The 5,472-nt window shown below is 62.2% G+C and carries 5 protein-coding genes and 1 pseudogene; 4 read left to right on the top strand and 2 right to left on the bottom strand.

What is annotated here, in order from left to right; all coding sequences use genetic code 11:
- The first annotated feature begins 941 nt into the window (after positions 1 to 941).
- From AB4097_RS21260 to AB4097_RS21245, 4 genes and pseudogenes are all read left to right on the top strand, one after another.
- Positions 942 to 1,223 (top strand): hypothetical protein, encoded by a 282-nt coding sequence (locus tag AB4097_RS21260; protein ID WP_442043251.1) that lies wholly within the window; start codon positions 942 to 944, stop codon positions 1,221 to 1,223.
- Positions 1,224 to 1,257: 34 nt separating this feature from the next.
- Positions 1,258 to 2,055 (top strand): annotated as a pseudogene (locus AB4097_RS21255) (phage tail tape measure protein); the annotation flags it as partial.
- Positions 1,953 to 3,698 (top strand): phage tail tape measure protein, encoded by a 1,746-nt coding sequence (locus AB4097_RS21250; protein ID WP_442043253.1) that lies wholly within the window; start codon positions 1,953 to 1,955, stop codon positions 3,696 to 3,698. The pseudogene AB4097_RS21255 and the gene AB4097_RS21250, both read left to right, overlap by 103 nt.
- 26 nt (positions 3,699 to 3,724) lie before the next feature.
- Complete coding sequence (locus AB4097_RS21245) at positions 3,725 to 4,105, top strand: hypothetical protein (protein WP_442043249.1); 381 nt, start codon at positions 3,725 to 3,727, stop codon at positions 4,103 to 4,105.
- A 96-nt stretch (positions 4,106 to 4,201) separates the two neighbouring features.
- Here the strand turns inward: AB4097_RS21245 and AB4097_RS21240 are convergent, their stop codons facing one another.
- Positions 4,202 to 4,429 carry a hypothetical protein gene (locus tag AB4097_RS21240; protein WP_442043247.1) on the bottom strand — a complete coding sequence of 76 codons (228 nt, stop codon included), beginning with the start codon at positions 4,427 to 4,429 and terminating at the stop codon, positions 4,202 to 4,204.
- A gap of 79 nt (positions 4,430 to 4,508) precedes the next feature.
- Positions 4,509 to 5,087, bottom strand: a complete 579-nt coding sequence (locus tag AB4097_RS21235; RefSeq protein ID WP_442043245.1) for a hypothetical protein — start codon at positions 5,085 to 5,087, stop codon at positions 4,509 to 4,511.
- Positions 5,088 to 5,472 lie beyond the last annotated feature (385 nt).

The following is a 5,472-nucleotide window of genomic DNA, read 5'->3' as shown; positions in this document are numbered from 1 at the left end:
TCATCGCTCGGCTACAAGCCACCCGCACCCGAGGTAGTGCTATGGCCGGCTGCGCAACCCAGACCAGCTCCGCAGGCCACACCCACCGTAGCCCCACGACCCATCATGCACTAACATTAACCCCGGACCACCTCGCGGGGGCTGGCCACCCCCGCCTCTGGCTCCGGTCTCTCAACCGTTGAGGATCTCGGACCCGCTCTCCATCCTGCGCTCGCCGCGATGGAGCTTCTCCGCTCCCGATCGTTCATGGAGACCGCGACATGAGCCGGCGCGGATCCCCTCCCTCCTCGCGTCGCTTGGCGCTTCCACCTGGCGCCGATCGCGTCGTCGGCTCGCTCCGAACAGGTGGCCTCCTCGTCGCCGAGCGCCACGTCCTCAAGAACGCTGGCGAGCTCCTCTCAACCTGGTTGCTCGTCGTAGAGCGCCAAGGCCGGTCGCCCCCTGGGGCGAGCGACCGGCAGGCTTCCGCGTGAAGCTCCCTCCCTCCGTCCCCAAAAAGGAAAATCTTATGTCCTCCCCTAAAACAGCGGCCGAGACCCACGACCCGAACCAGCGTCTCCGACAGATCATGAACGATCGGCGTGTTCTCGGCCTTGAATTCGCGGCTATGACGCTGGCTCTCGAGGATCCGGCCCGCTCTGCCTTAAGCGTCATTGAGACGGTGGCGAAGGTTGGCAAAGCGTCAGGCCTCAACCGAACGGCTGGTCTCTCTGCGGCGATCGATGAGCTCAACGCCAGCAGTCAGACGCCGAGCTCATCCGAACAAAGGACAGGTCTATCAGCCGCGGTCGACGAGGTCGTTCAAGAGGGTGTGCACTGACGTGCCCCGATCCCGATTTAGGGACCGTATGCCGGGCCTCTCTCGTGCGGGCATTTGTGACCCCGGTTTTCGAGTGTTTCTCACCCTTTCGTTTTTCCATTTCGTTTCGCTGGAGATCCCTATGAACGACCCTTCCGACACGGTCGCCCGGATCATCCCGGATATGTCCGTCCGTCGGCTTCTCGCGATCTCGCCGGCGCGCTTCAAGAAGCTCGAGCGCCTCGGCGTGTTCCGCCGGATCCCAGGCGGCTACAACTCGACAGCCGTTGTACGAGCATACGCTCGAGCCTGTGAGGCCGAGCGTGAAGCGACTGTCGAAATCGACGCGATCAAGGAGCGAACCAAGCGTCGGCTCGCAACAATCGGCGCAGAGGAGAACGAAGCCGCGAAAATCATCTGCTGACGCTCGGCGCAAAGCGCGCCTCTTGAATGGATGGATGCCTCTCTTCCCCTCACACAATTCGAGGCTACCAATGCCAACACTTACTTCCTCGCTTATCGTTAAACTGATCGACGGGATCTCGGCTCCGGCCAAGGCGGCGGCCCGTTCCCTTTCCGGGATCGGGAACGCCGCGAAGCACCTCAACGGCGTCGGCGGGGCCATGGCCGGCCGCCTGGCCGCGAGCTCGGCCGAGACGGCCAAGCGTCTCGACGCCGTCCGCGGCCGAATGCTCGAGGCCGCAGCGACCGGCTACACCCTGGCTCACGCTCTCACGGCGCCGGTCAAGGCCGCTATGGAGTTCGAGAGCGCCATGGCCGACGTCCGGAAGGTCGTCGATTTCTCGTCCGACAACGAGTTCAAGGCGTTCTCGGACGAGATCCTCAAAATGTCGACGCGGATCCCCATGGCGGCGAAGGGCTTCGCTACTCTGGTCGCGAACGCCGGCCAGGCCGGGATCGCGAAAGAGGAGATCCAAGGCTTTGCCGAAATGGCGTCCAAGGTCGCCGTTGCGTTCGATATCGCGGCCGAGCGCGCCGGCGAGGACCTGGCGAAGTTGAAAACCGGCTTGGGGATCTCCGTCCAGCGGACCGGCCTCCTGGCCGACGCCATGAACCACCTCTCGAACGCCATGGCCTCGAGCGCGCCGGATATCCTGGACGTGGTGAGGCGCGTCGGCGCGCAGTCGAAGCAATTCGGCTTCAACGAGATCCAGGTCTCGGCCTTCGCGTCCGCCATGCTCTCGGCCGGCGCGGAGAGCGACGTCGCGGCGACCTCGTTCCGCAACATGGGAACGCGCTCACGCGCGGCGCCAGCGCGACCAAGGCCCAGCGGAAGGCTTACGCCGCGCTCGGCCTCGACGCGGTCTCCGTCTCCAAGCAGATGCAAAAGGACGCCGTCGGAACGACGCTCGACGTGTTGCAACGGATCGGCAAGCTCCCGGCCCACATGAGAGCGTCGATCTCCTCCGACCTCTTCGGCAACGAGGCGCGCGCGCTCGGACCGCTCCTGACGAACCTCCCGCTCCTTAAAGAGGCGCTCGGCCTGGTCGCCAAGGAAACGCAGTACGCCGGGAGCGCGAACAAGGAATACGAGGTCCGGTCGAAAACCTTCGCCAACTCCCTCCAACTGTTCCGGAACCGGCTGACCGCCATGGGGATCCGGATCGGGAACGCGCTCCTCCCGGCGCTCAACAGCCTCATGGAAGTCCTCGGACCGATCGTCGAAGTGATCGCCGATCTCGCCGATCGCTTCCCCGGCCTGACGCGCGTGATCGTCGCCGTCGTGGCGGGCTTGATCGCCTTCCGCGTCGCCGCGATCGCGGCCAGCTTCGCAGGCCTCCAACTCAAGAGCGCGCTCCTCGGAACCGCGACGGCCGCGCTCTGGACCGGCGGCAAGCTGAAAGCCGCGGCGGCGATTGGCTTCATGCCGTTTCGCGCGGCCGCGGTCCGCCTGGTCGGCGTGCTCCAAACCGTCGCGCTCCGCTTCCGCCTCGCGGCGGCGGCCGGGATGGGCTTCAACCGCGCCTTCGTCGCCGGCACTCTGGCGACCTTTGGCCGCGCGCTCCTCACGCTTCTCAATCCGATCGGCCTCGTCCGCGCCGCCATGATCGCGCTCCGGTTCGCCGTGATCGGGACCGGGATCGGCGCGATCCTGGTCGCGATCGCCATGGCCGGCGCCTGGATCTACAACAACTGGCAGGGGATCAAGGTCGCGTTCGAGGCCTTCAAGGGCGCTTTCATGCGCGCGATCGCGCAGGTCCTTCCGACGCTCCAGCTCGTGATCGACGGCGTCTCGACCTTGTTCGGCTGGATCTCCGATCTCACCGGACCGCTCGACGCCGGGACCTGGGCCGCCTGGGGCATGGCAGCCGGAGCCGCCGTCGGCAACGTCGTCGTGTGGATGGCAGAGCTTCCCGGCAAGATCGCCGCGGCGCTCTCGCCGACGGCTCTCCTCGAGGCCGGCTCGAACCTCATAGCCGGTCTTTGGGAAGGCATGAAAGCGAAGATGGGCGAGGTCCTAGCCGGCGTCTCCGCGTTCGTCGGTCAAATGACCAGCCTCTTCAGCTTCTCGGGTCCCGCGGCGCCTGGCGCGTCGGCCGGTCCTGTGAAGATGAGCCGCGCCGGTCCTGTCCCGCAACGCGCGCGCGGCGGCCGCGTCCAGGCCGGCCAGCTCTACCAGGTCAACGACGACGGCTCGAACGATCCGGTCGAGCTCTTCCGGCCTGGCAAGTCCGGGACGATCCTCCCGTCCTCCGAGCGTCGCAAGCTCGCCGGATCCGGCGGTAGCCCTGTGACTGTCAATCAGAGCGTCAGCTTTACGATTTCCGGTGCGCAGGACGTCCGGTCGATCGTCGAGGAAGTAAAGCGCGCCCTCGCTCAAGAAAGCGAGAGAGTCAAGCGCGCCGCGTTCGCCGACTTCGGAATGAGGACGGTCTAATGACAGATCCATTTAGGACCCTCGCCGTGGCGCTCATTATGGAGCGCCACAAGCGATACGCAGTCCGGATCGAGGATCGGGCGACGTTTACATTCTCCTCGGCCTTGATCGAAGGAGCTCAATTTTTTGAGGGGATCGTTCCAGATTGCGAGTTCAACTCGGCCGCGACCTTCTTCGGCTTGGCCTATGAGGAGGGCTGGCTCGCCTTCGCGGAACAACTTCGTGCTCGCTTGAAGAGTGTAGAGTTCAAGGAAGCCAATGTGGAAACAGTTCTCGAGATGCTGGACGTTGAGCTGTCCTCTCGGGATGCAGCGGTTCGCCGACGATCGGCACCGGCGCCTCTCGAGGGAGAGCCGACTGGAAATGTCGTCTCCTTCCCAGGACAGCGCCCCCGACAATTGCCGTAGACGGCTGCGGAAACCATCCGCAGCCGGTTTCACACAGAAGGCCCTCTTTGGCCGATAGGGGAACGATCTCGCGATTGTTCGCGGGATCAGGGCTCACTAGGACAGAGGTTCGCAGGCTTCGAGGTCGTCCTCGTCGAACACGTATTCTGCAACCGCATAGGGTGGACCAGAGAACCATCCTTCGCTCTCGGCTTCAGCTTGGGAGAGATGCCGTATGGTCTTTTGACCGTTTTCGAGACTGGCGATTTCAACAGGATCGATCTTGATCGCAATTATGGTGCGAGTTCCGATGTCCGTACAGCGCCAGCGGCCTGTTGCTGTCATGAACTCGCGTCCAAGGTAAAATTCAGAGTGCTCCATTGTCTTCCTATGATCTAGCCTGGAGAAGATCCGACCTGTCGCATCATCCTTGATGTGCAAATGACTTGATGAAACAACTCGCTTCCGGCTCTCGAACAGGTTCAAAACCATAACGTAGTGCGACAGAGGCTAAGGTCGGATTGATCACCTTTTCCAAGTAAATACCTTTGAACCCTCGAGGAGGGAGCTCGCGCTCCAAGTACGAGATCAGTGAACGGAAGGCCCCTTTTCCATACATATGACCTTTTGGAGATCTTCGCCCGTCATTGGAGATCGATGCCTCTTTAATCTCCCGGAGCCATGCGTCCTCCACCATAGGGCCAGCGAGTTCAATCCGAATGAGTGGAAAGTACTCTTCCAGCTGATATCCGCTTCGAACATAGATCCTCATGTAAAGCTCGGAAGGGTCGTAGCCGTCGACCCCGAATAGGACATAGACACCAGGCGAGAAGTCCTCCCCAGGCTTCAAGTAGTCCAGAAACTCGCCAAGAGGCATCAGTTTTAAATGTTCCGGCGCCAAATCATATTCGTCGTTGGACGCGAAAAGCTCTCGGTTGAAGGTAATATATTTGGGGAGCCTGGAGCTCTCGTCACCGCCGACCGGAAGTGATTGATCAAGCATGTCATCCCCTCTGAAAGACTGGGATCAATTGATCGGGTTGCCGAGAGATTCGCTAGGGCGGTCCTGCATGCCAATAATTGAAGCATTTGCTCAGTTCGGAGCGCAATAGAGAGGGACAGTCGAGCCTTATAAATAGCTCCTGCGGTTCTCGATACTCTTCAACACAACTTCGGGGCAAGAGCAGGCCAACAGTTGCGACAGAATGCACCAACACAACCTGTGGCTTGACAAACAATGGGTAGCGTCCCGGGAGGTGGTGTAGGAGCGGGCCGCGAGGGCGGCATGCGAAGCTCCCCATAGCGCAGCATGCCGCCTGTGAGGTGGTCATCGCCAGTCTTCGGTTAGAGTTTGGGTTGCGACACCTGACCCTGACCCCGGAGACGAC

Origin of the sequence: Microvirga sp. 2MCAF35 (assembly GCF_052115545.1) — a bacterium.
Lineage (GTDB): Bacteria > Pseudomonadota > Alphaproteobacteria > Rhizobiales > Beijerinckiaceae > Microvirga.
The sequence above is the reverse complement of the archived record's forward strand: the minus strand, read 5'-3'. Positions and strand labels throughout refer to the sequence as shown.